Here is a 23,181-nt window from a genome sequence, read left to right on the forward strand (position 1 = left end):
CGTTATATCTTCTATCTTCATTTCCAAAAATTTTTCTTAAATTTTTCAATGAGTAATTGATATTTTCCTATGTAATGTAGTATATTTAAAGTGTAGAAGTCTATCTTCTGCCCTAATTGCAGATAGACAAACCACAGTTGATATAGAACAGGAAGTGATCCTATGAAGATAGAACGAATTAATGACAACCAGATCCGATGTACATTAACCAGCTTTGACTTAAGCGTGCGCAACATTAATCTTGTGGAACTGGCCTATGGCACGGAGAAAGCCAGGAAGCTGTTCCGTGAGATGATCCAGAAGGCATCCAATGAAGTGGGCTTTGAGGCAGAGGACATTCCACTGATGGTGGAAGCCATTCCCTTATCCAGCGAAAGCATTATGCTGGTCATCACGAAAATTGAAGACCCGGAAGAGCTGGACACCCGCTTTGCCAAGTTTTCCCCATTTACGGAGGAGAACCAGGATTCTCTGTTGTCACAGCTGGCCAATGAATTTCTGGAGGGCGCAGAGGATTCCCTGGACTATTTGGAGCCGGATACGGTTGAGGAAGCGCAGAGCAAAGCGGATTCCGCCTCACAGGGCGGCAAAACTGCCAAAAAGGGTACGGGCGCTGTCAGCAGCCGCCGCATTTTCCGTTTTGACAGCCTGGACCGCATCAGCGAGGCATCCAGGGCAGTGGAAGGTATCTATACCGGTGTTAACAGCCTCTACAAAAAGCCCGGCACGCGGCAGTATTATCTGATCATCAAGCGTCAGGACTGCACGGATCTGGACTTTTCCAGAGTCTGCAATATTCTGGCGGAATACGCCGCAAAGCTTCCCAGCGAAGGCGCCAGTGAGGCTTACTTTAAGGAACACTATGAGGTGATGATCCAGGACCAGGCATTGCAGAACCTGGCAAAAATCTAAATACAAAACCCCCTAAAGTCCATATCCGGACTTCAGGGGGTTGTCTTATATTTACCCTCATCATACAAGGGTACCCTTACTTGTTTTGATCATTTAAAATACTGGGGATACTGTGCCCTGAACATCTGCTCGTTCATCATCCAGCGGTTTAAGTGTTTATCCATTGTATCCACTGCCAAATGTTTATCTCTGGCCTTCAGGGCCTGTAAAAGCTTCTTATGGTCCTCAATGATCTTATAATCCTTAACCATTGCCACGGAAAGGCTGCGTATCCTGTCATAGTGGACGGCCAGGCGCTGGCACATATTGTATGTGAGTTCTTTCTTACAGATGGTAAAAAGCTTTCTGTGCATTTCATTGTCCAGATCCAGAAGTTTTCCACTGGAACCCCTCTCCATGTAGAACTCCTGAAGCATGATATTCTCCTCCAGCCATGCCAGGTCCTCTTCACCGGCCATATCACATACCAGCTCCGCTGCTGCTTTCTCCAGCACAAGGCGCAGAAAGCGCGCTTCCTCCACCAGTTCCACATCTATAAGAGCGATCCGCATCCCCCTTTGGGGAAATATCTCTATGATGCGGGATTCCTCGCTGAGCTGGATGACAGCCTCCCTCACCGGGGTGCGGCTGATGCCAATATGCTGCGACATCTCCATATCATTAAATGGGGACCCGGGTTCCAGGTCCAGGGAAATGATGTTGTCCCGTATGGTACGGTACGCATATTCCCTGGCAGTCTCCCCTGATCTCTTTTCCTCAATCTTCATGAACACGGCCTCCTGTCTGTTATAAGGATTACCGGCTCTGCTTGTCTATTGCCTCCCAAAGTCCGTTCAGGTAGCAGGCGCCCAGCGCTCTGTCATAAAGGCCGTATCCGGGCATGGATACTTCGCCCCAGATAGCCCTTCCATGGTCCGGACGCACGATACCGTCAAACGCAATATCGTGAAGCGCCTTCATGATCTCGTACATGTCCATACTGCCGTCTGATGACAGGTGTGCAGCCTCCTGGAAATCCCCAGGTGCATTATACTGCAGATTGCGCACATGTGCAAATGGAATCCTGCCCTTAAGGGAACGGATGATATCAGGGATATCGTTCTCCGGATTGCTGCCCAGGGAACCGGTGCACAAAGTGACGCCGTTAAAGGGGGCATCCACTGCCTTCATCAGTTTCAACAGCTGCTCCTTGCCTGTGATGATCCTGGCCAGGCCGAATACAGGCCATGCCGGATCATCCGGATGAATGGCCATCTTAATGTCATATTTCTCACACACAGGCTGGATGGCCTTTAAGAAGTAAACCAGGTTGTCAAACAGCCTGTCGGCATCCACGTCCTTATACATATCAAACAGTTCCTTGATCCTGGCCATACGCTCAGGCTCCCATCCGGGAAGCTCAAAACCATTGGACTTCTCTCCCATGGATTCAAACATGTTCTCAGGGTTGATCTTGTCGATCTCACTCTGGTCATATGCCAGCACCGTGGAGCCGTCCGGGCGGACCTTGGCCAGGTCTGAGCGGGTCCAGTCAAATACAGGCATAAAATTATAGCACACAATATGGATATCCGCCTGGCCCAGGCGCTCCAGGGTAGTGATATAGTTGGCGATGTACTGCTCCCTCTCCGGTATGCCCACCTTTATGGCATCGTGGATATTCACGCTCTCAATTCCCATCACCTTCAGGCCCTTGGATTCCACCTGCTCCTTCATCTTAAGAATCCGCTCCATGGGCCATGCTTCCCCTGCCGGGATGTCATACAGGGTTGTGATCACACCCTTTACACCGGGAATCTGACGGATCTGCTCCAGTGCAACAGAGTCCACACCCTCCCCAAACCAACGCAATGTCATATCCATAGTCTTTGTCCTCCTTATCCGTATGCTAAATCAGCAACGCTTAATATACTAATATATTACTCTCGGGCACAGACTTTGTCAATACGCATTCACCATTCATATTGTCATTATTTTATTGACCATTATTTTATTGAAGTTTTTCGGAATAATATCCCTCAGCGCAGTACAGCGCTCCCACCGGATTATGGGCCAGGACCCTGTCCTTTACAACCAGGGTCGTCACCATAGCCTGGGAGTTCTTATAGAATAGGGAATCATGTCCCACACACAGGCCAAGGGCAATATTAAACTCTGTCTTTTGCCCGTTAAGCAGTTCTGCCTGAAGGATGGGGTTGCACATCGGCTCAAACCCTCCGGGATGTATCTTCCTTTCATCAGGAATCCCGGCTCTGGTCTTGTCAATTCCCCCGGTCTTACATATGACGGACACTGTATCAAACCCATTCTTCTTCAGTATGTCCGCCAGTATGCGGGCCTCTTTTCTCAATCCCTTACAGAACGCCAGCCCAATCCTGTGATAACCCATTTTCCTGCAGAATTCCATGGTTTCCTTTACCCGGACCCACTGTCCGTATCCCAGGCTTTCAATCTCTGAGGAACAGATATAAAAATCCTTTACTTCATCCTCCTCATACCGCTTAAACGCGGCCTCCACCATGTTCCGGTCCCTCATGGGACAATTTGCAGGCATGGTTTCCGGATGTTCCTGACCGCAGGCCAGAACCGTACAATATGCGCATGTATACATTGCCTTACCTCCCCTTTCTGCAGGTTCTCCCGGAATCTCCCCGGCCCCCATTTCTGCGTCTGATTTTCGCAAATCTGACCACCAGGAGATTCCGAGAGTACACTGTATCAGGTATATCACAAAAAGTACAGGAAATCCACTACGGCCTGAAATATATTTAACCTTTGGTCAGCCCTTGTACACTGAGGGCACAGGGCAATCACCGCTGAGCGTTTTTTCATTTTATGGGGAATCTCAGAGGAATCCCCTATGATATGAAAAAAAGACGCCTGTCACACACCAATGGGTGCAGCAAACGTCCTTCCTGTCTCAACTTATGAAAATGCCAATCAGCCTTTGGCTGCCAGAACTTCATTGATCTGAGAAACCAGTGTGTCACAGTCAATGCCGTGAACCATGCATGCCTCTTCCAGGGACTCAGCCTGGGAAGCAGGACAGCCTAAGCAGTGCATTCCTGCACGCATAAGGATGTTGGGGATGATCTCATCGACCTGGATCAACTGGCCGATCAGCATGCTCTTATCAATCGTCATGGTAGTGTACCTCCTTTTATTTCTGCTATTAGTATTCCCACAATAACGGATTACTGCGCTTCTATCATCATAATACGAATTTCCTTTTTTGACAAGACTTACATTTTTTTCATATTAACCAGATTTATCAAGGATTGTTAAAAAATATTATCAGTAAAAACTATTGACGTGTATACAATGTGCATAATATAATAAGTGTTGCAAAAGCAACAGCAGAAAGCAATGATTTTTAGTAAACTATGATTGTTCAGAGGAACCGGCAAATTTTTCTGTCCGGTATGGCTGTCGGTCAAGTGGCTCATACTATTTCATATTGGATACTATCAGTTTACGCATTTCACAGGAGGAAAAGTCTATGAGAACAGAATGGAACACATTTAAAGGCGGTGTATGGCAGCGGGAGATCAATGTCCGCGACTTCATCCAGAAGAATTATACCCCTTATGACGGCAATGACCAATTCCTGGAAGGCCCCACGGAGAATACCACGGAACTTTGGGATCAGGTAATGGAGCTTTCCAAGAAGGAGCTGGAAGCGGGCGGTGTCCTGGATATGGATACAAAAGTTATATCCACCATCACTTCCCACGGTCCCGGCTATCTAAATAAGGATAAAGAAACCATTGTTGGTTTTCAGACCGACAAGCCTTTTAAGCGTTCCCTCCAGCCCTACGGCGGTATCCGCATGGCCATGAAGGCATGCCAGGATAACGGCTTTGAGGTGGATCCTGAAGTTGTAGATTTTTTCACAAAGCATAGAAAGACCCACAATGCAGGTGTGTTTGACGCCTATACCGATGAAATGCGGGCCTGCCGTTCCAGCCATATCATAACAGGACTTCCGGACGCCTACGGACGCGGCAGGATAATTGGCGACTACCGCAGGATCGCTCTTTACGGAGTGGATGCCCTGATCCAGGAAAAGAAAGAAGAAAAGGATTCAACACGTACCATTATGTACTCTGATGTGATCAGGGAGCGTGAGGAGCTTTCCGAGCAGATCCGCGCACTGGAGGATCTAAAGACCCTGGGTACTATTTACGGTTTTGATATTTCCAGGCCTGCCGCTGATGTAAAGGAAGCCATCCAGTGGACATACTTCGGATACCTGGCGGCTGTGAAGGAGCAGAACGGAGCTGCCATGTCCCTTGGACGCACCTCCACCTTCCTGGACATTTACGCTGAGCGTGACTTAAGAGAAGGCAGATATACGGAAGCACAGGTTCAGGAATTCGTGGATCATTTTATCATGAAACTGCGTCTTGTTAAATTCGCAAGAACCCCTGAGTACAATGACCTGTTCTCCGGCGACCCCACATGGGTAACGGAATCCATTGGAGGCATTGGTATTGACGGACGCCACATGGTGACCAAGATGTCCTACCGTTACCTTCACACCCTGCATAACCTGGGCACCGCCCCTGAGCCCAACCTGACCGTACTCTGGTCCACCAGGCTGCCGGAGAACTTTAAACGGTTCTGTGCAAAGACCTCCATCGAGTCCTCCTCCATCCAATATGAGAACGATGACCTGATGAGGACCACCCATGGTGACGACTATGCCATTGCCTGCTGCGTATCCAGCATGAGGGTGGGCAAGGAAATGCAGTTCTTCGGCGCAAGAGCCAACCTGGCCAAGTGCCTGCTGTACGCCATCAACGGCGGTGTGGATGAGATCACCGGCAAGCAGGTAGGCCCCAAATACCGTCCCATCACCTCTGAGTACCTGGCTTTTGATGAGGTTATGGACAAATATAAGGACATGATGAAATGGCTTGCCAAGGTATATGTCAATGCCCTGAACATCATCCATTACAACCATGACAAGTACAGCTATGAAAGACTGCAGATGGCCCTTCATGACAAGAAGGTGGTCAGATGGTTTGCAACCGGTATTGCCGGTCTCTCCGTTGTGGCAGACTCCCTTTCCGCGATCAAATATGCAAAGGTTAAGACGGTCCGCAATGAAAAGGGCATTGTCACTGACTATATTGTAGAGGGAGACTTCCCCAAATACGGCAACAATGATGACCGTGTGGACCAGCTGGCAGCTGACCTGGTACACATTTTCATGAGTTATATCAAAGGCAACCACACCTACCGCGGCGGAATCCCCACCACCTCCATTCTTACCATCACCTCCAATGTGGTGTACGGCAAGAATACAGGTTCCACACCGGACGGCCGTAAAGGCGGACAGCCCTTTGCTCCCGGAGCCAACCCCATGCACCACAGGGACAGCCACGGAGCCATCGCTTCCCTGGCCTCTGTGGCAAAGCTTCCTTTCAGGGATGCCCAGGATGGTATCTCCAATACCTTCTCCATCATCCCCGGCGCCCTGGGTAAGGATGACCAGATTTTTATGGGAGACCTGGAAGTGGAACTGTCCAGCTGCCCCAGCTGTGACATGGGCGGAAACCTGTTTGAAGGACTGGATTCCGAATCAGATATTGAGGAATCATGATCGATGAACTGTTTCATAAGAAAGAGAGGACAAATACTATGGTAAAAGCAAGCGAAGCTCAGATTGATAACCTGGTAGCACTGTTGGATGGCTATGCCCAGGAAGGCGGACACCATCTCAATGTAAATGTATTCAGCAAAGAAACCCTGTTAGACGCCCAGGCTCATCCTGAAAAATATCCCCAGCTCACTGTAAGGGTATCCGGCTATGCCGTTAACTTTAACAAGCTGACAAAGGAACAGCAGGACGAGGTCATTTCCAGGACATTCCACGGAGCGATTTAATCCGGCGGATACTATCATATTTTCAGGGATTGTGGTAAAGTAAGTTAGGTGATTGCGGAACTAGTCGGAGAGGAGAGCTGTATATGATTGGACGTGTTCATTCCATTGAAAGTTTTGGGACGGTTGACGGCCCCGGGATCCGTATGGTCATTTTCCTGAGCGGCTGCCCCATGAGATGCCTTTACTGCCACAATCCCGATACCTGGGATCCCAAGGGCGGCACTGCCATGACTGTGGATGAGATACTGAACCAGTTTGAGCAGGCCCGTTCCTTCTATAAGAAAGGCGGCATCACGGTCAGCGGCGGTGAACCCCTGACCCAGATCCGCTTTGTCACTGAATTATTCGAGGCAGCCAAGGCCAGGAATATCCATACCTGCCTGGACACCTCGGGCATTACCTTTAATCCGGACTCAGATGGCATCCTGGCGCGTTTTGACCGCCTGATGTCATCAACGGACCTGGTAATGCTGGACATTAAACACATTGATCCCCAGGAGCACATTAAGCTCTGCGCCCAGCCCCAGGACAATATACTGGCTTTTGCCAGGTATCTGGAACAGAAAAAAATACCTGTGTGGATCCGCCACGTGGCAGTTCCCGGCATAACGGACAAGGAAACCTATCTGTACCGCTTGGGACAATACCTGGGCACCCTTAAAAATATCAAAGCCCTGGACGTCCTGCCCTATCACGATATGGGAAAGGTTAAATATCATGAGCTGGGGATTCCCTATGCCCTTGAGGATGTGCCCCCCATGGCTCCTGAAAAGGCAGCGGAGGCCAGAAAAGTGATTCTCAGGGGAATGCGTGACGCAAGGGCTAATTGCTCCTAAATTAATACAATATTAACCCGGAGAGGAATCAATTTCCTCTTGAATAATTGTCCTTTATAGTATAAAATAAAATAACAATGTAGACAAATTTAAGGAGGTACTTTATCATGGCATATGTAATTAATGATTCTTGTGTAAGCTGCGGAAGCTGTGCTGGCGAATGTCCAGTAAACGCAATCTCTGAGGGAGATGGAAAGTACGTAATCGATGCTGATACCTGCATTGACTGCGGTACTTGTGCAGCTACCTGCCCAACAGGAGCAATCGAAGGCTAATTGCAGTACATAAGAGCCTCTTCCATATGGAAGGGGCTCTTTTTCGCTATCTGGAAGATCCCTTACGTTTACAAGGACACACAGGGTTTTGTAAACTGAGGGCGCCTTGCCGCATATATCATTATTGGAGGATTGAAAAAATGAAGAAACCAGTCATTGGCATCACCCCTTCCCACAACACAGAGAATGATGACATCAGCCTGCGCCCTACCTATCTGAGGGCGGTCCAGGCAGCCATGGCCATTCCTGTGGTACTGCCCCTTGAGATCACCCAGGAGGACTTAGGACAGCTGGTCCATATGTGTGATGGATTTTTATTTTCCGGCGGCCCGGATCCCCATCCATTTCTTTTCGGAGAGGAGACTCAGGCCCACTGCGGCAATGCATCCGTTGCCCGGGACACCATGGAACTCCTGCTCCTGAAAGCGGCCATGGCGGCCGGAAAACCGATTCTTGGGATCTGCCGGGGAGCACAGATCATCAATGTGGGCCTGGGAGGAACCATTTACCAGGATATCCCCAGCCAGACAGAGCGCAGCTTTCCCATTGCCCACAAACAGCCGTTTCCCTACCCGGTTCCATCCCACCATGTAACTGTTTTAAAGGATTCGCTTCTGGCCGGGATCGCGGCCGGGCAGACGGAGCTTGCGGTCAACAGTTTCCACCACCAGGCGGTACAGACACCGGCTCCCGGTCTTACGGTCAGCGCTTACGCGCCGGACGGTATCATAGAGGCTGTGGAAATGCAGGATTATCCCTACCTTTTGGGCGTACAGTGGCATCCGGAACATATGTGGCCCAAGGACAGGGCTGCCGCCAATATCTTTAAGAGTTTTGTGGAAGCCTGCAGATAATGTGAGGATTATATGCGGATCAGGTGCGGATCAGGTGCAGATCAGAGCAGATCAGGGAAATCACACGGCCGGACAGTGGCCAGATATGATCTGGACACGGCCCGGCCTGTGTATTTATGAATGACCCTCTATGATTTCTACCGCCATGCCGGCCATCTGATCAGCTGTCAGGTCACTGTCAAAAACATCCATATTGTAATGGACGCCTCCCTCCTCCCATGACAGGCTTTGGTAGACCTTATTTTCCACTTTCCGGGAACCATAGGCGATGACCAGCTCTCCCGCATCCACCATGGCCTGTTCCGCCTCAGAGACTTGGTAATCAGGCGGTACCATACGGTACTCATATTCACTAAATTCAATGGCAATCCCGTTATGGTCAAAAACCTGGTCCGCCTGGCCTGATATCCCATACGGACCGCTCTTTTCCACGGACACAAACAGGTCCGGCTGGCCCTTCTTTTTATAAGTCAGGGAAACGGCCTCCCCCATTTCCACAGGGTTCCCTTCCTCGTCCATACCGGACTGTTCCACAGGAACACCAACGCTGAATCGGTATCCGTTGCTGAAAGCTTCCGGCGCTTTTGTTGCAAATCCCAGCCTTTCCTCCGTCTCCCCCAGCTTTTCATATGTGAAATCATTGGTATGGTAGCTATGGGAGCTTACATGTGTAATCTTTCCTGCAGCCACTGCCGTCATGCTTCCCAGCACGCAGGCTGCGGCTGCCACCACTGCTATTTTTCTTGCGCTCCATTTTCTCATTCCTGATTCCTCCTCTATTCTTTGATGGACAGAGCGTTTCATCCGCTCCTCATCCGCGGAAGTGACCTCTAAGGACTCTGCCCGGCGTAAAAGAGTCCGGCGGATCTGCACCTCCAGCCCAGCCGTCTGATCAGTATCCTGTTGTCCATTCATAGGGTTACCTCCCTTCCCGTATTCTGCTCCTTTGTCAATTCTTTCTTTAAATTTTCCCTGGCCGTGTACAGCCTGGACTTGACGGTTCCCTCCAGACAGCCCATGATCTGGGCGATCTCCTTTGCGGACATCCGGTTAAAATAGTAGAGCACAACCGCAGTCCTCTGCTTGACCGGAAGGTTTCTGACAGCCCTGTACAGCTCCTGATCACGGGAACGCTTCATCACCTCTTCCAGAACAGATCCAGACTGGGGTTCTTCCTCCCCATATACCGCCTCCACAGGCTGTTCCTTCCTGTGCTTTCTGCAAAAACGCCAGGCTTCCCTGGTCAGCGTTCTGTAGATCCAGCTGCCAAAGCTCTCCGGATCCTTGATCTTCCTTCGGTTTGTCCAGCACAGCACAAAGGTCTCCTGCACAATATCCTCGCTGTCCGCATAACTTCCGGATATGAGATAGGCCATGCGCAGCACCTTTGGATAATAGTACTCCATGATCCGGTCAAATGCCTGACTGTCGCCTTCCATCATCCGGCGCGCAAGTTCTGCCGCTGACTGCTCCATATGGCTCTCTCCCTTCCACTTCCTGTCTTTTTTAATCCATTATATCCTTCTGCCGGCTCTGTGGCCAGAAGGACCGGTTGATCGGTGCACCTGCTATAAAGAGGCGCCTTGAGAAGGATCGGTTCATTTTATATTAAAAAAGATCCGTGACCGGAAATTACTCTCCGGAGACGGATCTTTTTCTTTTGATGATTTCCTATGCTCCCACTGCCTGTTTCATCTCGTGCACGTAATCGCAGACCGGTTTCACACATAACGTTCCGTATTCAGCCACTATCTTTACAATAGCGCTGCCTACAATGACACCATCCGACTGGGCGGCCATCTTTGTGGCCTGCTCCGGGGTGGAGATGCCAAAACCGATTGCGCAGGGCACATTTTTTCCCTGTTTTACAGTTTCCACCATTTCTTTTATATTGGTGGTTATCTCCTTTCGCACTCCGGTCACGCCCAGGGATGAGACGCAGTACACAAACCCCTCCGACTCCCTGGCAATGGCCTGGGCCCGCTCCCTGGAGGTGGGAGCCACCAGATAGATCAATACAAGTCCATACTGTCTGCAGGCGGGCAGAAGCTCCTGGCGCTCCTCAAAGGGCATATCCGGCACGATCAGGGCATCGATTCCACAATCAGCCGCCTGTTTCATGAACTTATCCACACCGTAGGCAAATATGGGGTTGATGTATGTCATAAAAGCCAGGGGCACATCTGTCTTTAACCGTATGCGTCTCACACTGTCAAATATCTTATCCGTGGTCGTGCCCGATGCCAGGGCGCGCATATCCGCCTCCTGGATCACGATCCCCTCTGCCACGGGGTCGGAAAAGGGGATGCCTATCTCAATCAGGTCCGCTCCCGCCTCAGCCATGGCCGGCACCAATTCCTCCGTCACACTCAGATCCGGGTCCCCCGCTGTTATAAACGGTATAAATGCCTTCTTGTTCTCAAATACTTTCTGTATCCTATTCATAGAGTTCCACCCCCCTGTATCTTGCAATTGCCGCAACGTCCTTATCTCCCCTGCCGGAAAGATTGATCACAATGATCTGGTCTTTGTCCATGGTTCCCGCCACCTTCCTGGCATAGGCCACTGCATGGGCGCTCTCCACAGCCGGGATGATGCCTTCCATGCGTGAAAGGTATTCAAAGGAATCCACCGCCTCATCATCAGTCACAGGCACGTACTCAGCTCGTTTGCTGTCGTAAAGCTGGGCATGTTCCGGACCAATGCCCGGATAGTCCAGGCCCGCGGAGATGGAGTATACCGGCGCGATCTGGCCGTACTCATCCTGGCAGAAGTAGGATTTCATGCCGTGGAAGATACCCAGACGGCCGTTTGCAATGGTTGCTGCATTTTTTTCATTGTCCACTCCCAGACCGGCCGCCTCACAGCCCACCAGTTTTACGCTCTCATCCTGTATAAACTCATAAAAGGCTCCCATGGCATTGCTGCCCCCGCCCACACAGGCGATCACCATGTGGGGCAGTTTTCCTTCCTTTTCTTTTAACTGCTCCTTGATCTCTCTTCCAATGATGCTCTGGAAATCCCTGACCATCATGGGGAAGGGATGGGGTCCCATAACGGAACCGATCACATAGTGGGTATCCGCGATCCGGTTGGTCCATTCCCTCAGGGTTTCATTGACCGCATCCTTCAGGGTCATGGTGCCGCTGGTGACAGGATGTACCTTTGCGCCCAGCAGCTCCATGCGGTATACATTTAATGCCTGTCGGTCCGTGTCCTCCTTGCCCATGAACACTTCGCACTCCAGCCCCAGCAGGGCCGCTGCGGTGGCGGTAGCCACTCCGTGCTGTCCCGCCCCTGTCTCGGCGATCACGCGTGTCTTTCCCATCTTCTTTGCCAGGAGCACCTGACCCAGGGCATTATTAATCTTGTGGGATCCCGTGTGGTTTAGATCCTCCCGCTTCAGGTAGATCTTGGCTCCCCCCAGGTCCGCCGTCATCTTTTCGGCATAATAAAGACGGGAGGGACGGCCTGTGTACTCCTCCAGCAGGTATCTTAACTCCGCCACAAACTGCGGATCATTTTTATAGTGTTCATAAGCTGCTTCCAGCTCGGTCACAGCGCTCATCAGCGTCTCAGGTATAAACTGACCGCCGTGTATTCCAAATCTTCCATTTGACATTGTCTCAGGCTCCTTTGCTCTCTTTATATTCATGGGTGGCTCTCAGCAGATTTACCAATTCCCTTATCTTTTTACAGTCCTTACGTCCATCTGTCTCCACACCGCTGCTCACATCAATGCAGTAGGGCCTCAGCGCAGCTGCCCGGGCCAGATTCCCGCTGCATATCCCGCCTGCCAGAAAAAACGGTTTGGACAGCCGGGGAATCATATTCCAGTCAAATCCCACGCCCATGCCTCCGTAGGCGTCCCTGGTGTAGGTGTCCAAAAGCAGGTAGTCACAGGGCAGTTCCTGTGCCTTTTGTATCTGGTCCGTGCCCTGCACCCTGACCGCCTTTATGACCGGCACATGGGTATGTTCCTTTAGGGTTCTTATATAGGCCTCATCCTCATCCCCATGAAGCTGGATCATGCCGATCGTCCCATTTTGTCCCCCGCAGTCCTCTGTCAGGCACAGGATCTCCTCCATGGGCGCATTGACAAACACCCCCACGGTCCGGATCCGCGGATCCAGTTCTCCCTTTAACTGCCTTGCCCTGTCCGGCGTGACACGGCGGCTGCTCTTTGCAAACACAAACCCGATGTAGTCAGGCAGCGCCTCATTTACTGCCAGGATATCACGGAAGCGGCTGAGGCCGCATATTTTTATTTTACATGTGTCCATCTCTTAGCTCCTTATGGGTATAGCTCCCTCATTTCCCCGCAGCCCGGCCAGGGCCATTTTCCTGTCAGGCGCCCTCATCAGCGTCTCACCGATCAGGACCGCGTTGACTTGGGCCTCCGCCAATGCCTTTATATCCTTTGCCGTCCTGATACCGCTCTCCGCCACAAATATGGTATCCTGCCCTACCAGCTTTCTCAGTCTCAGGGCATTGGAAAAATCCACCTCAAATGTCTTCAGATTCCTGTTATTGATCCCTATGACTGCTGCGCCTGCCTCCATTGCCATGGATACCTCCCGTTCCGAGTGGGCCTCCACCAGGGCGCCCAGGCCCAGTTCCCTGCAGATACGCATATATTGTGCCAGCTGTGCCTGATCCAGCAGGGAACAGATCAAAAGGACCGCTGATGCTCCCAGTGTTTTTGCTTCATAGATCTGGTACTGGTCCAGGGTAAAGTCCTTTCTCAGAACGGGAAGGGATACGGCCCGGTGTATTTCCTCCAGATACCTGTCGCTTCCCAGAAAGAACTCCGGCTCCGTGAGTACGGATATGGCGTCCGCTCCCCCCTGCTCATACTCCCTGGCTATATCCACATAGGGAAACTCCGGGGCGATCAGGCCCTTGGAGGGAGAAGCCTTTTTTACTTCACAGATAAAAGAAACCCCGGGACCGGACAGCGCCTTCTCAAACAAATGTCCTCCGTCCCTGTCCCTCTCCGCACACAAAAGCGCCTCTCTCATAACTTGTTTCAGGGGTTTTGCGTATTTCCTCTCATCCACCCGTTTCCTGGTGGATTTTGCAATGGTATCCAGTATCATGACGCCATCTCCTTTTTGCCTTCCAGATCAGCCCGGACCGTTGCCTGGATAAACTCCTCCATCTTCCCAATGGCCGCACCGGAATCAATGATCTCCTGCGCCTTCTTCACACAGTCCTTTATGGTACAGTCGTCAATCCCCAGGTATAGGCTGATGGCTGCATTGATCACCACCACATCCCGCTTTGGCCCTTTTAAGCTGCCTGAAAGGATATCCCTGGTGATCAGGGCATTTTCTTGCGGCGTCCCTCCGATCAGTTCCTCAAGCCTGCAGGTTGTAAGCCCCAGTTCCTGGGGAGTGATGTCATAGGAGGAAAGCTCTCCAAAACGGATCTCGCACACATGGGTAACACCTGTGAGGGTGGCCTCATCCAGTCCATCGCCTCCGCACACCACCATGCCCCGCTTCACTCCCAGGTTAGCCAGGACCTGTGCCAGGGGCTGCACCAGTTCCTTGCTGTACACGCCCAAAAGCTGCATGGACGCCCCTGCCGGGTTGGACAAAGGACCTAATATATTAAAAATGCTCCTGATCCCGATTTCCTTTCTCACCGGCGCCGCATACTTCATGGATGAGTGGTAGGATGGCGCAAAGAGGAAACACATTCCGGTCTGCTCCAGGACGGCCTCGGCCTGTTTTGCTGTCAGCGCCAGCTTTGCTCCCAGGCACTCCAGCACATCCGCTGCCCCGCTCTTGCTGGATACACTGCGGTTCCCGTGCTTTGCCACATGGATGCCTCCTGCCGCTGCCACAAAGGCGCTGGTGGTGGAAATGTTAAAGGTTCCCACCTCATCCCCTCCTGTTCCCACAATATCCATTACGGAAAAAGGCGGATTGAGTTTCACTGCCTTATCCCTCATAACTGTGGCGCACGCTGTTATCTCATCAATGGTCTCTCCTTTCATTCTCAGCGCTGTAAGGAAAGAGGATATCTGGGCCTGGGTTGCCTGGCCGCTCATAATTTCATCCATAACTGCTTTTGTGGTTTCAAAATCAAGGTTTCTGTTTTCAACTAACTGGTGGATTGCCTGCTGAATCATAATCATTCTCCTTTTCAAATACGGGCTATGCCCATGCGTCAATGTCGCGTAGTCTGTCCTTATGATCACGTTCCAATATGCCTCAAAGCCGCCGCGGCGGTCAGGCAATTGAAAGAAAATTTTCCAATATTTTACTTCCATCAGGTGTCAGGATGGATTCAGGATGGAATTGAAGCCCGTAGACATGGTATTTTCTGTGCTGCACTGCCATGATCTCACCTGCTTCACAATCCCTGGCCGTCACTTCCAGTTCCTCCGGTAAGTTCCCGGATTGTGCTGCCAGGGAATGGTATCTGGCTGCCTGGATTTTGGAAGGCAGCCCCTTAAACAAAGGCGATCTGCTGTCTAACTCGATCCTGCTCTGTTTTCCATGCATCAGCCTTTTTGCATGGGAGATGGTTCCTCCAAATGCCTCGCATATGCCCTGATGTCCCAGGCATACTCCCAGGATGGGTACCCTGCCCTTCAGCTGCCTGATCGCATCTTCCATAATGCCCGCATCCCCCGGATAACCGGGACCGGGAGATAACACCAGATGGCTGGGATCCAGATCCTCTATCTCCCGGATGGTGATCTTATCATTCCTGACCACCTGTATATCCTGGTTTATACTGCCGATCATCTGTACCAGGTTGTAAGAAAAACTGTCGTAATTGTCAATCAGAAGGATCATCTGTCATTTACCTCCCCTGCATTTATAATGGCATTTATCACTGCCCTGGCTTTGTTGGCTGACTCCTCGTATTCATTTTCCGGCACACTGTCCATAACAATACCGCCTCCGGCCTGCACAGTTACCTTTCCTCCCTGTTTTACCGCCATGCGGATGGCAATACATGTGTCCAGGTTGCCGGTAAAGTCCAGATATCCCAGCGCCCCGCCGTATATTCCCCTGGGCACCTGCTCCAGCTCCTCAATGATCTGGCATGCCCGGATCTTTGGCGCCCCTGACAGGGTACCTGCGGGCAGGAGGGCCTCGATGGCGGAGCATCCGTCCAGCCCGGGCCTTATATCGCCTTCCACCTGGGAGCAGATGTGCATGATCTTTGAATACCGGTGTATCATCTTGTACTCTGTCACCTCCACGGAGTCAAAGGCTGCGATCTTTCCAATGTCATTGCGTCCCAAATCCACCAGCATGTTGTGCTCCGACAGTTCCTTTTCATCTTCCAGAAGTTCTTTTTCCAGCTGTCTGTCCTCCTCCGGTGTGGCTCCCCTGGGTCTGGAACCTGCCACCGGGAAGGTGGTGAGGCGTCCGTCCTTCAGCCGGATCAGCGTCTCCGGTGAGGTGCTGATGATCTCATCATTATCAATGTTCATGTAGACCATGTAGGGTGACGGGTTGGTGGTTCTCAGAACCCGGTAGGCCCCCAGCAGGCTGCCCTTATAGGGACTTGTGAACTGTCTGGATATGACTGCCTGGAAAATGTCTCCGTCCAGAATATACTCCTTTGTCTTTTCCACCGTGCGGCAGAACGTTTCCTTGGACACATTGCAGGTAAATACCGGTTTATCCGGGGATGTCATCTTTTCCAACGGACTGGACTGGTTGATCAGGGATGTTATGGTTTCAATTTCCCCGCAGACCCTTCCATACTCCTTCATCAGATATTCCAGATACTGGGTCTCCCTGGGGCGGGGATCGGGATCTGCTGTTCTGCCCGTTCTCATGTTTACAACGATTTCTATCTTTTGCTTTAAGTGGTCGTAGGCAATAACCTTGTCAAACAGCATTAAGTCGAGATCATTGGCGCTCCCCCTGGAAATATGGAGGACCGGCTCTGCATATTCCACCATGGCATATGCAAAATATCCCACAAACCCGCCGGTAAAAGGAGGCTGGCCTTCCAGGCTGGGGGACTTAAACCGGGAGAGGATCTCCCTGATGACCTGAAGGGGCTGATCCGAGGCCAGGGTCCGGGACGGTATCTCCCTTAAGCTGCTCTCAATGGTCACGGATCCGCTTTTACAGGTCACGCGCATAACGGGATCATATCCCAGAAAGGAATAGCGCCCCCATTTTTCTCCTCCCTCAATGCTTTCCAGAAGAAAGAACCGTTTGCTCTGCCTGGCGATACGGCGGAGCAGGGTGATGGGGGTTATCACATCCGCGTATACTTCGCGGCAGATTGGAATAATGTCGTATTTGGGAGCAAGTTTTAAAATTTCTTCGCAGGTTGGGATTATCATGTGTGGCTCCTTTCCGGGTAAATGATCATGTGGGTTTACTGTTTTTAATGTGGCTGCATAAACTGGACGCCGTGTTCTGTACACAAAAAAAGCCTCCATCCCCAGCCGATTCAATCGGCAGGGACAAAAGCTTTTAATACTTCTGCGGTACCACCCTGGTTGACGTTGTTTCCGTTCCATTCCTGTGAAAAGGAAAAATAAAAAGCATCAAGTTAAAATTAACCTGATGCTGTGTTATTGAACAAAAATAAAATACGCCCGCTCTGTAACGCACCATCATGCGTCCTCCCTGTTAACGGTGGGATACCCGTCAGCCCATACTCCCATCAGCGTAAACGCTTCCGGTTTCCAGCTGCCCTCGCAGGTCCATTCAGATTCTAATCCAATGCTCCCTTACACCGGCCGGAAGCTCTCTGCGCCTGGAATTATGATCTTACTTACTCCTGCTCAACAGTTTTTTATGTTTTGTTGAATGTTGAACTTATTATAATCACATCATTTTGAATTGTCAACTGTTTTTGGAAATAAATTCAAACTTTTTTTCATTTCCTCCACCAGGCATTGGGTTGTCCCGCAGATATCCTCAGCCGCAAAGATCCCTGAAACAATGGCTGCTCCTGCCACATGGCTGCCTGACAGCTGTCCGATATTCCCCAGGTTGATGCCTCCGATGGCAACCACCGGAATATCCACACTATCACAAATCTCACGCAGGGTCTCCATGGTCATGGGACGTGCGTCCGCCTTGGTGGTGGTGCCGAAAACAGCACCGCTTCCCAAATAATCAGCCCCCTGTGCCTGGGCTCTCAGTGCCTGCTCCACGGTCTTTGCCGTGACTCCCAGAATTCGGTCAGGGCCCAGGATCCTTCTTGCTGCTTGGGCATCCATATCATCCTGCCCCACATGGAGCCCGTCCGCATTGCATGCCTCTGCCAGATCCATGTTGTCATCTATGATCAGGGGAACGTGATACCTCTGCGTCAACTCCCTCAGTGCCTTTGCTTCTCCCAGTATCTGGTCAAAGTTCTTCTTTTCCAGACTTTTCTCCCTAAACTGGACCATGGTGGCACCGCCCTTAAGCGCTTCCTCCACCTGCCCGCAGAGGCTCCTGCCCCCTGTCCATGCCCTGTCCGTCACCGCATATATCAAAAGCTGGTCTTTATGAAATCTCAATCCGTTTGCCTCCTTCCAGCATTTCATCCGTTAAAATGCTCATATAATCCATCAGATACATCCTGAAGGTACCGGTTCCGCCACCGCTTTCCATGGCCTTTTCAGCTGCCAGTTCCCCACAGATCCCATGGGCGCACAGTGCGGCTACGGCGGCCTGCACATACGCATCCCCGCCATTTCTGCCGATTGTTCCTCCCTCGGCCGGGCCTCCATCCTCAACCGGGTCTCCGCCCTCAGCCGGGCCCTTGTCCTCATACCTGGCCGCCACGGCACAGAACGCGCCCATGACGCCGTCCAGCATGCACCCGCTCCCCGTGATACGCGCCATCCAGGGATGTCCGTTCCTTACAGTCACCACCTGGTGCTGACCGGCCACAACATCCACGCTTCCGGTCATTACAACCACTGCGCCGGTGCGGCGTCCCAGGGACAGGGCTGATGAGACCTGTCCGTCCATGACGGAATCTGTACAGGAATCCACACCGCATACATTTCCGCGGTCCATTCCCCCAAACGCCTGGTCCAGTGCACAGATCTCGGATGCATTTCCTCTGATGACGCATACAGGCACCTGCCTTAAGATCCTTAAAGCAGATGCCCGGCGAAACCCGGATGCGGTAACACCCACGGGATCCAGGATAATGGGATGCCCCAGTGACGCCGCCCTTTTTCCGGCCAGGATCATGGCATCCACCCGTTCTTCCTCCAGGGTCCCCATGTTCAGCACAAGCCCCTGACAGATGGTGGTTACGTCCTCCACCTCCCTGATCCCCTGAGCCATGATCGGCGAACCGCCCACAGCCAGTATCATATTAGCCACATCCCCGGCTGTCACATAATTGGTAATGCAGTGGATCCGCGGGGCGGTATTTCTGATCTCTTTTATCCATTCTCTATGTATCATGACGCTGTATCCATTTCCTCACTGGTGTCTGTATCCTCACCGTTATCTGTTTCTCCACCGGTGTCCGTATCTCCACCGGTATTTATTTTCCCACTGCCTTAGACGGCTGGATATCCGTATCCAGCAAATGCTTCATATATTTAAATGCCCCGGACTTGCACAGCACCCCGATTAAAAATGCCGCGATCACAGTGCCGCACAGCGTGCTCATCAGAAACGGCATCACATAGGCGAATATGGCTGCTTCTTTGCCCATGACCATGGTTGCCACGGGGTAGCACAGGATACCGCCCACGATACCGGTGCCAAAAACTTCTCCCGCATAGGCCAGCATCAGTTTACCGGAATACCGGTACGCCAGGCCGCAGATCAGGGCTCCTATCATGCTTCCCGGAAATGCCAAAAGGCTTCCCGTGCCCATAAGGTTGCGTATCAGCGAGGTGCAGAATGCCATGGCCACACCGTACCCCGGGCCGAGGAACACGCCTGCAACCACATTTGCCAGGTGCTGGATGGGAAAACATTTGGACGCTCCGATAGGGATCGCAAAACTGGACAGTGACACTGCCAAAGCCACCAGCATGGCGCTTACCGCCAACTTTTTAACACTCATTTTCATACTTATTTCCTCCATTATCTTATGGTGTACTCGATCCTGGATATTCTGACCGCTTCTGGATATGAAAAACAAAAGGCCCATACCCCGTGGGATATGAACCATGATATACAATCAATTAACCGGCGCATATTTCCCTACGTTGGCATTACCCAAATCAGGTACAATAGGTCGAAGTTCGATTACTTCCTCTCAGCCTGCTTTACAAGCTCCCTGTTGTCAATAAGCATAGCACTGGTTATTTGCTTTGTCAATGCATTGGGTCAATTTTGCTCATGTTCCGTCACGCCCTGCCGGCCTCCTTGTACAGGACCAGATTCTCAATAGCATAGGCCACCCCGTCCTGTGCATTGGTACGGGTCTGGCATTTGGCTGTATTTTTTATGCGTTCCATGGCATTTCCCATAGCAACCGTATATTTCAGATTCATGGAAAGCATGGAATAGTCGTTTTCACTGTCACCTATGGCCATGACCTGGTCCAGCCGTATATTCTTCATGGATGCATAGGCGGCCAGGGCCTTGCCCTTCTGGGCCTCAATATGGGTCAGTTCCAGGTTGGTGATAAAGGATGAGGCCACTGCCAGATCTTCCACTGCCTTAAGCCGCTCCTTTACCTGTTCCAGAACCTGGCGGGATTCATGGATCACGGATATCTTATAGAACTCCAATCCCCTGCAAAGCAGTTCACCGGGCGGTATCAGCGTAAATCTCCGTCTTATATTCTCATAGGAGTATTCCGCCATGGGAAGAAGGATATCGCGCTCAAAACATTCCCTGAACTCCTCCTCACCGGCAATGGTGCAGCTCCCCCTGTCTGTCATAAAATCAAAGATAACATCCTCGTTCCGGCAGCATTCCAGTATATGTTCCACCTGGGACCGGGCAAGCTCCTGTTTATGGATCAGCCGTCCTTTCCAGTCATAGACAGATGCCCCGTTCATGCATACGACCGCTGCCTTCAGCCCGGCTTCCTCCAAAGGCAGCAGGGCATCCGCATAGCTTCTGCCCGTACATACCAACAGCTCTACGCCTGCATTTTGCATACACCGGATCACATGGGCATTGCGCACGGATATATGCCCATCCGGGCCCAGCAGAGTGCCGTCCATATCAACTGCCACTAATTTTACCATTCAACCAATCCTTTCACCCCATCCGGTCAACCACGGACCGGCACAAATCGGGTTTATTTGTAATAATGGCCTCTATGCCCTGTTTTACCAGCATTTCCATATGGGGTTCTTCATTGACGGTCCACACATGGAGCCCTAACTCCCAGGCCATGGCAGCGGGGACCAGATCCTTATCCTGCATATGGTACAAGGCAGGGTGGAGGGCATTTACATGGACCCTGTTCCTTCCATAGGAGGCCACGTCCAGCCAGCCGTCCGAATACAGCAGGCCGGTATATACAGAGGGGTCCAATTCCCTGAGCCTAACAAGGCTTGGATGGTAGAAGGAGGAGTAAATGATCCTGTCCTTCATCCCCATCTCAGCGGCCAGTGAAAGCGCCTCTTCTTCAATCCCTTCATACCGGACGATCCCTGTTTTCAGTTCCACATTGATGACCAGCCCCGTGGGTTTTAAAAGTTCATAGACCTCCCTTAAGGTAGGGATGGAAGCTTGGCGGTACTCCGGAAACAGTTTGTTAAAATGCAGTTTTTTCAGCTGGCTCAGGGTGTGATCCTTAATATAACCAAATCCGTCACTCACCCTGTCTATGGTCTCATCATGGGCTACTACCAGCTGATGGTCCCGGGTCAGCTGCACATCCAGCTCCACCCCGTCCGCCCCCTGCTCTGCTGCCAGCGAAAATGCCTCCAATGTGTTTTCCGGCGCATAGGCGGATGCGCCCCTGTGGGCCCAAACCTGTGTTTTCATATTTCCAAACCCCTTTCATCCATGTGACCGCGTCACAATACAACTATTATCACTCATTTAGCAGATTATATTCCTCAATTGCCTTGTTGATCTGCTTTGCCATATTGGCAGCCGTATCCTGGGGACTGATATGGTTGTTCAGCATGTTCTCAATCTCTGTCTCCACCACCTGTCTGGCCTCAGGGAATACGCTTATAAGCGCACCTGCGGATTCCGGAGTGGAATCGTGAAGCTGGTCAATGGCGGTTCCAAACTGGGGATATTTCTCCAGGTTCTCCTTAAATACAGGTTCCTCATGGGCAGCCGTGGTCACCGGGAAATATCCGGTCTGGGCGTTCCAGTACGCCTGGCTCTCAGGGGATACAAGGTATTTCACAAACTCCCATGTGGCAGCTTTTTTCGCCTCATCCTCATTGTTCAGCGCCCACAGGGAAGCTCCTCCGATGGAGACGCCGCCCTTGTCCTCAGGATTTACCTTTGGAAAATAGGCGGTACCGACTTCAAACTTGCCGTTTACATCCTCCAGGATCTGCTTGAGGGAAGCCGTGGACCCCAACGTCATTGCGGATTTTCCCGAACTGAAATCAGCCAGCCCGGAATCGCCTCCCCTCCCCACGATGGGCGCATATCCCTTATCGTACAGGTCCTTCCACACGGTCAACGTATTGACAGCAGCTCCATTTTGGTCAAATTCCACCGCAGTGGCAGCACCCTGCCTTCCATTGCCGTTATTCACATAGCTAAGCCCCTGTTTGCAGGTGAACTGCTCAAAAAACCATCCGTAAATCCCCAGGGAGATCGGTTCCCCTGCACCGCCCTTTTGCACCAGGGCGTCCGCTGCGTCCGCAATCTCCCCAAGGCTTTCCGGAACCTTTGATATCCCGGCCTTTTCAAACATGTCCTTATTGTAGTAGAGAAGGGGCGTGGAAGAATTAAAGGGCATGGAATACAGCTTCTCATCTACAGTATAATACGCGGCAATATTGGGTTCAATCACTGATTTATCCCAGCCATCCCCATCAATCAGCTCCTGCATGGGGATGACCCAGCCCGAATCGATCATAAACCGTGTGCCGATATCATAAATCTGCACCAGATCAGCTCCCATGTTGCCGATCTGAGCGCTTTTCAGCTTGTTGATGGCATCATCATACTCTCCCTGGTACTGGGCTTCCACCTTGATGCCCAGCTCATTTTTTTCATTAAACTGACTCACAAGATAATCCAGCGCTTCCCCATTCACACCGCCCATGGAATGCCAGAACGTGATGGCAGTCCCCTCTGCGGCTTTCTTTCCCCCGGCCTGGCCAGCTGCCCCCTGGGTGTTCTGTGCCGCTGGCTGTGCTGCTGACTGTCCTTCTGATGGCTGTCCTTCCACTGACTGTCCTCCTGCCTGGCTTCCCCCACTGCCTGCCGTTGCAGCCGGTGCACCGCAGCCGCATAATAAGGCGGCGGCCAGAACCCCTGCTGTTGCTGATACCATCCATGTTTTTTTCATGATCAATCA

At 51.5% G+C, this 23,181-nt stretch carries 25 protein-coding genes and 1 riboswitch; of the genes, 6 read left to right on the forward strand and 19 right to left on the reverse strand.

Translation table 11 applies throughout. The annotated features are described in order from the left end of the window. Positions 1–162 precede the first annotated feature (162 nt). A complete protein-coding gene (locus ABID13_RS09630; protein WP_007865675.1) occupies positions 163–912 on the forward strand; it encodes an adaptor protein MecA in 750 nt (249 codons plus the stop codon). Between the two features lie 89 nt (positions 913–1,001). Here the strand turns inward: ABID13_RS09630 and ABID13_RS09635 are convergent, their stop codons facing one another. The 4 genes from ABID13_RS09635 to ABID13_RS09650 form a co-directional block, all read right to left on the reverse strand. Beyond that, on the reverse strand, positions 1,002–1,679 hold the full coding sequence (locus tag ABID13_RS09635) for a GntR family transcriptional regulator (protein WP_007865672.1): 678 nt from the start codon (positions 1,677–1,679) through the stop codon (positions 1,002–1,004). 28 nt (positions 1,680–1,707) lie between these two features. Continuing rightward, the gene (uxuA, locus tag ABID13_RS09640; protein ID WP_045091094.1) at positions 1,708–2,775 is read right to left on the reverse strand and encodes a mannonate dehydratase; all 1,068 of its coding nucleotides are present in this window, start codon (positions 2,773–2,775) and stop codon (positions 1,708–1,710) included. Positions 2,776–2,902: 127 nt separating this feature from the next. After that, a complete protein-coding gene (locus ABID13_RS09645) occupies positions 2,903–3,523 on the reverse strand; it encodes a DUF1847 domain-containing protein (RefSeq protein ID WP_048930125.1) in 621 nt (206 codons plus the stop codon). A gap of 329 nt (positions 3,524–3,852) precedes the next feature. Beyond that, positions 3,853–4,056, reverse strand: coding sequence for a DUF1858 domain-containing protein (locus tag ABID13_RS09650; RefSeq protein ID WP_007865662.1), 204 nt, complete (start codon positions 4,054–4,056; stop codon positions 3,853–3,855). 355 nt (positions 4,057–4,411) lie between these two features. On the opposite strand from ABID13_RS09650, the gene pflB reads away from it, so the two are divergent. From pflB to ABID13_RS09675, 5 genes are all read left to right on the forward strand, one after another. After that, complete coding sequence (pflB, locus tag ABID13_RS09655) at positions 4,412–6,520, forward strand: formate C-acetyltransferase (RefSeq protein WP_048930027.1); 2,109 nt, start codon at positions 4,412–4,414, stop codon at positions 6,518–6,520. Positions 6,521–6,558: 38 nt separating this feature from the next. After that, positions 6,559–6,804, forward strand: a complete 246-nt coding sequence (gene grcA3, locus ABID13_RS09660; RefSeq protein WP_040416938.1) for an autonomous glycyl radical cofactor GrcA3 — start codon at positions 6,559–6,561, stop codon at positions 6,802–6,804. Between the two features lie 83 nt (positions 6,805–6,887). Continuing rightward, complete coding sequence (gene pflA / locus ABID13_RS09665; RefSeq protein WP_007865658.1) at positions 6,888–7,640, forward strand: pyruvate formate-lyase-activating protein; 753 nt, start codon at positions 6,888–6,890, stop codon at positions 7,638–7,640. A 107-nt stretch (positions 7,641–7,747) separates the two neighbouring features. Further along, positions 7,748–7,915: a 4Fe-4S ferredoxin gene (gene fdxA, locus ABID13_RS09670; protein ID WP_007865655.1), complete on the forward strand. Its 168-nt coding sequence runs from the start codon at positions 7,748–7,750 to the stop codon at positions 7,913–7,915. A 140-nt stretch (positions 7,916–8,055) separates the two neighbouring features. Further along, entirely contained in the window at positions 8,056–8,769 is a 714-nt protein-coding gene (locus tag ABID13_RS09675; protein WP_007865652.1) for a gamma-glutamyl-gamma-aminobutyrate hydrolase family protein, read from the forward strand. Between the two features lie 114 nt (positions 8,770–8,883). Here ABID13_RS09675 and ABID13_RS09680 read toward each other — a convergent pair whose 3' ends face one another. The 15 genes from ABID13_RS09680 to ABID13_RS09750 all read right to left on the reverse strand — a co-directional run bounded on the left by ABID13_RS09680 (position 8,884) and on the right by ABID13_RS09750 (position 23,172). Further along, positions 8,884–9,684 (reverse strand): hypothetical protein, encoded by an 801-nt coding sequence (locus ABID13_RS09680; protein ID WP_048930028.1) that lies wholly within the window; start codon positions 9,682–9,684, stop codon positions 8,884–8,886. Next, the gene (locus ABID13_RS09685) at positions 9,681–10,244 is read right to left on the reverse strand and encodes an RNA polymerase sigma factor (RefSeq protein ID WP_007865647.1); all 564 of its coding nucleotides are present in this window, start codon (positions 10,242–10,244) and stop codon (positions 9,681–9,683) included. Before ABID13_RS09685 ends, ABID13_RS09680 begins: the two co-directional genes overlap by 4 nt. Positions 10,245–10,440: 196 nt before the next feature. Then, on the reverse strand, positions 10,441–11,214 hold the full coding sequence (gene trpA, locus ABID13_RS09690) for a tryptophan synthase subunit alpha (protein ID WP_007865646.1): 774 nt from the start codon (positions 11,212–11,214) through the stop codon (positions 10,441–10,443). Continuing rightward, a complete protein-coding gene (gene trpB, locus ABID13_RS09695) occupies positions 11,207–12,391 on the reverse strand; it encodes a tryptophan synthase subunit beta (protein ID WP_007865641.1) in 1,185 nt (394 codons plus the stop codon). Before trpB ends, trpA begins: the two co-directional genes overlap by 8 nt. A gap of 4 nt (positions 12,392–12,395) precedes the next feature. Next, on the reverse strand, positions 12,396–13,052 hold the full coding sequence (locus ABID13_RS09700) for a phosphoribosylanthranilate isomerase (RefSeq protein ID WP_007865639.1): 657 nt from the start codon (positions 13,050–13,052) through the stop codon (positions 12,396–12,398). Between the two features lie 3 nt (positions 13,053–13,055). Then, positions 13,056–13,868: an indole-3-glycerol phosphate synthase TrpC gene (trpC, locus tag ABID13_RS09705; protein ID WP_045091090.1), complete on the reverse strand. Its 813-nt coding sequence runs from the start codon at positions 13,866–13,868 to the stop codon at positions 13,056–13,058. Then, the gene (gene trpD / locus ABID13_RS09710) at positions 13,865–14,908 is read right to left on the reverse strand and encodes an anthranilate phosphoribosyltransferase (RefSeq protein WP_007865636.1); all 1,044 of its coding nucleotides are present in this window, start codon (positions 14,906–14,908) and stop codon (positions 13,865–13,867) included. The genes trpC and trpD overlap by 4 nt, the downstream gene beginning before the upstream one ends. A 100-nt stretch (positions 14,909–15,008) precedes the next feature. Continuing rightward, a complete protein-coding gene (locus ABID13_RS09715; RefSeq protein ID WP_048930029.1) occupies positions 15,009–15,581 on the reverse strand; it encodes an anthranilate synthase component II in 573 nt (190 codons plus the stop codon). Beyond that, complete coding sequence (locus ABID13_RS09720; protein WP_045091089.1) at positions 15,578–17,098, reverse strand: anthranilate synthase component I family protein; 1,521 nt, start codon at positions 17,096–17,098, stop codon at positions 15,578–15,580. Before ABID13_RS09720 ends, ABID13_RS09715 begins: the two co-directional genes overlap by 4 nt. 495 nt (positions 17,099–17,593) lie before the next feature. Continuing rightward, a complete protein-coding gene (gene thiE, locus ABID13_RS09725; protein ID WP_007865633.1) occupies positions 17,594–18,271 on the reverse strand; it encodes a thiamine phosphate synthase in 678 nt (225 codons plus the stop codon). After that, positions 18,258–19,175, reverse strand: coding sequence for a hydroxyethylthiazole kinase (thiM, locus tag ABID13_RS09730; protein ID WP_048930030.1), 918 nt, complete (start codon positions 19,173–19,175; stop codon positions 18,258–18,260). The genes thiE and thiM overlap by 14 nt, the downstream gene beginning before the upstream one ends. A gap of 82 nt (positions 19,176–19,257) precedes the next feature. After that, entirely contained in the window at positions 19,258–19,794 is a 537-nt protein-coding gene (gene thiW, locus ABID13_RS09735) for an energy coupling factor transporter S component ThiW (protein WP_007865630.1), read from the reverse strand. A gap of 113 nt (positions 19,795–19,907) precedes the next feature. Further along, positions 19,908–20,017: riboswitch (TPP riboswitch) on the reverse strand. 57 nt (positions 20,018–20,074) lie between these two features. Beyond that, on the reverse strand, positions 20,075–20,926 hold the full coding sequence (locus ABID13_RS09740) for a Cof-type HAD-IIB family hydrolase (protein WP_007865628.1): 852 nt from the start codon (positions 20,924–20,926) through the stop codon (positions 20,075–20,077). Between the two features lie 13 nt (positions 20,927–20,939). Further along, a complete protein-coding gene (locus tag ABID13_RS09745; RefSeq protein WP_007865627.1) occupies positions 20,940–21,674 on the reverse strand; it encodes a glycerophosphodiester phosphodiesterase in 735 nt (244 codons plus the stop codon). Positions 21,675–21,723: 49 nt separating this feature from the next. Then, on the reverse strand, positions 21,724–23,172 hold the full coding sequence (locus ABID13_RS09750) for an ABC transporter substrate-binding protein (RefSeq protein ID WP_048930031.1): 1,449 nt from the start codon (positions 23,170–23,172) through the stop codon (positions 21,724–21,726). Between the last annotated feature and the right edge of the window lie 9 nt (positions 23,173–23,181).

Origin of the sequence: Enterocloster citroniae, from assembly GCF_040545455.1 — a bacterium.
Lineage (GTDB): Bacteria > Bacillota > Clostridia > Lachnospirales > Lachnospiraceae > Enterocloster > Enterocloster citroniae.

What these genes read in the sequence shown, in the direction of transcription:
- ABID13_RS09630 (WP_007865675.1), top strand. Translation starts at nt 163, where the DNA reads ATGAAGATAGAACGAATTAATGACAACCAGATCCGATGTACATTAACC.
- ABID13_RS09635 (WP_007865672.1), bottom strand. Translation starts at nt 1,679, where the DNA reads ATGAAGATTGAGGAAAAGAGATCAGGGGAGACTGCCAGGGAATATGCG.
- uxuA (WP_045091094.1), bottom strand. Translation starts at nt 2,775, where the DNA reads ATGGATATGACATTGCGTTGGTTTGGGGAGGGTGTGGACTCTGTTGCA.
- ABID13_RS09645 (WP_048930125.1), bottom strand. Translation starts at nt 3,523, where the DNA reads ATGTATACATGCGCATATTGTACGGTTCTGGCCTGCGGTCAGGAACAT.
- ABID13_RS09650 (WP_007865662.1), bottom strand. Translation starts at nt 4,056, where the DNA reads ATGACGATTGATAAGAGCATGCTGATCGGCCAGTTGATCCAGGTCGAT.
- pflB (WP_048930027.1), top strand. Translation starts at nt 4,412, where the DNA reads ATGAGAACAGAATGGAACACATTTAAAGGCGGTGTATGGCAGCGGGAG.
- grcA3 (WP_040416938.1), top strand. Translation starts at nt 6,559, where the DNA reads ATGGTAAAAGCAAGCGAAGCTCAGATTGATAACCTGGTAGCACTGTTG.
- pflA (WP_007865658.1), top strand. Translation starts at nt 6,888, where the DNA reads ATGATTGGACGTGTTCATTCCATTGAAAGTTTTGGGACGGTTGACGGC.
- fdxA (WP_007865655.1), top strand. Translation starts at nt 7,748, where the DNA reads ATGGCATATGTAATTAATGATTCTTGTGTAAGCTGCGGAAGCTGTGCT.
- ABID13_RS09675 (WP_007865652.1), top strand. Translation starts at nt 8,056, where the DNA reads ATGAAGAAACCAGTCATTGGCATCACCCCTTCCCACAACACAGAGAAT.
- ABID13_RS09680 (WP_048930028.1), bottom strand. Translation starts at nt 9,684, where the DNA reads ATGAATGGACAACAGGATACTGATCAGACGGCTGGGCTGGAGGTGCAG.
- ABID13_RS09685 (WP_007865647.1), bottom strand. Translation starts at nt 10,244, where the DNA reads ATGGAGCAGTCAGCGGCAGAACTTGCGCGCCGGATGATGGAAGGCGAC.
- trpA (WP_007865646.1), bottom strand. Translation starts at nt 11,214, where the DNA reads ATGAATAGGATACAGAAAGTATTTGAGAACAAGAAGGCATTTATACCG.
- trpB (WP_007865641.1), bottom strand. Translation starts at nt 12,391, where the DNA reads ATGTCAAATGGAAGATTTGGAATACACGGCGGTCAGTTTATACCTGAG.
- ABID13_RS09700 (WP_007865639.1), bottom strand. Translation starts at nt 13,052, where the DNA reads ATGGACACATGTAAAATAAAAATATGCGGCCTCAGCCGCTTCCGTGAT.
- trpC (WP_045091090.1), bottom strand. Translation starts at nt 13,868, where the DNA reads ATGATACTGGATACCATTGCAAAATCCACCAGGAAACGGGTGGATGAG.
- trpD (WP_007865636.1), bottom strand. Translation starts at nt 14,908, where the DNA reads ATGATTCAGCAGGCAATCCACCAGTTAGTTGAAAACAGAAACCTTGAT.
- ABID13_RS09715 (WP_048930029.1), bottom strand. Translation starts at nt 15,581, where the DNA reads ATGATCCTTCTGATTGACAATTACGACAGTTTTTCTTACAACCTGGTA.
- ABID13_RS09720 (WP_045091089.1), bottom strand. Translation starts at nt 17,098, where the DNA reads ATGATAATCCCAACCTGCGAAGAAATTTTAAAACTTGCTCCCAAATAC.
- thiM (WP_048930030.1), bottom strand. Translation starts at nt 19,175, where the DNA reads ATGATACATAGAGAATGGATAAAAGAGATCAGAAATACCGCCCCGCGG.
- thiW (WP_007865630.1), bottom strand. Translation starts at nt 19,794, where the DNA reads ATGAAAATGAGTGTTAAAAAGTTGGCGGTAAGCGCCATGCTGGTGGCT.
- ABID13_RS09740 (WP_007865628.1), bottom strand. Translation starts at nt 20,926, where the DNA reads ATGGTAAAATTAGTGGCAGTTGATATGGACGGCACTCTGCTGGGCCCG.
- ABID13_RS09745 (WP_007865627.1), bottom strand. Translation starts at nt 21,674, where the DNA reads ATGAAAACACAGGTTTGGGCCCACAGGGGCGCATCCGCCTATGCGCCG.
- ABID13_RS09750 (WP_048930031.1), bottom strand. Translation starts at nt 23,172, where the DNA reads ATGAAAAAAACATGGATGGTATCAGCAACAGCAGGGGTTCTGGCCGCC.